This is a genomic window from Vibrio sp. 2132-1, assembly GCF_033344315.1.
Genome location: NZ_JAWPON010000224.1, coordinates 1 through 786, shown reverse-complemented (window position 1 = coordinate 786; position 786 = coordinate 1). Strand labels below are relative to the sequence as shown.

Here is a 786-nt window from a genome sequence, read left to right as displayed (position 1 = left end):
GACAAATCATAGGCTTATAGGAGATTTGATTCACACTTATAAAAAATAGGTGTTTTTAATCAAAGTTTTCTTGCCGAAGTATGCTCAACTCCGCGCCAATCTCTTGTCGTTTATCCTAAACTATTGGTGGTCAAATAGATTCGCGAGGTTTTGTATGTGGCAAGCAATATCGCAACAACTTTCTGATACTTTGCTGTTTGAATATCAGATCACCGAAAAAGTTCGACTATCCGGCGGAGACATTAGCGAAAGCTATATGATAAACGACGGTGAGCAACGCTATTTTGTCAAAATCAACGACCGAGAATTCTTGCACAAGTTTGAAGTTGAGGCCGAGAGCCTGCACTTGTTACGCGAAACTTCGACAATATTTGTCCCTGAAGTGGTATTGGTCGGTAAGACCAAAAACAACGCTTTCATTATTTTGAACTACCTTCCTACCAAACCCCTAGATGCCCCTGAAAACAGCTTCAAATTTGGTCAGCAATTAGCTCAACTGCATCAATGGGGAGAACAGAAAGAGTTTGGTTTCGATACCGACAATTATCTCGGTTCCACCCTGCAGCCGAATCAATGGCACAAAAAATGGTGCATATTCTTCGCTGAGCAACGTATTGGTTGGCAACTGCAGTTATTAAAAGAGAAAGGCGTGACGCTAGTTGATATCGACGACTTTATTGACGTTGTAAAACAGCTTCTTGCGAACCATACGCCAGAACCGTCTCTTCTACATGGTGATTTATGGAATGGTAATGTCGCTCTCACCGCGTTTGGCCCGATTTGTTT

At 42.0% G+C, this 786-nt stretch carries 1 protein-coding gene; it reads left to right on the top strand.

Translation table 11 applies throughout. The annotated features are described in order from the left end of the window. Nucleotides 1–154 precede the first annotated feature (154 nt). Nucleotides 155–786: fructosamine kinase family protein (locus R8N47_RS24575; protein WP_318186020.1), on the top strand; the 632-nt coding region annotated here is incomplete at its 3' end.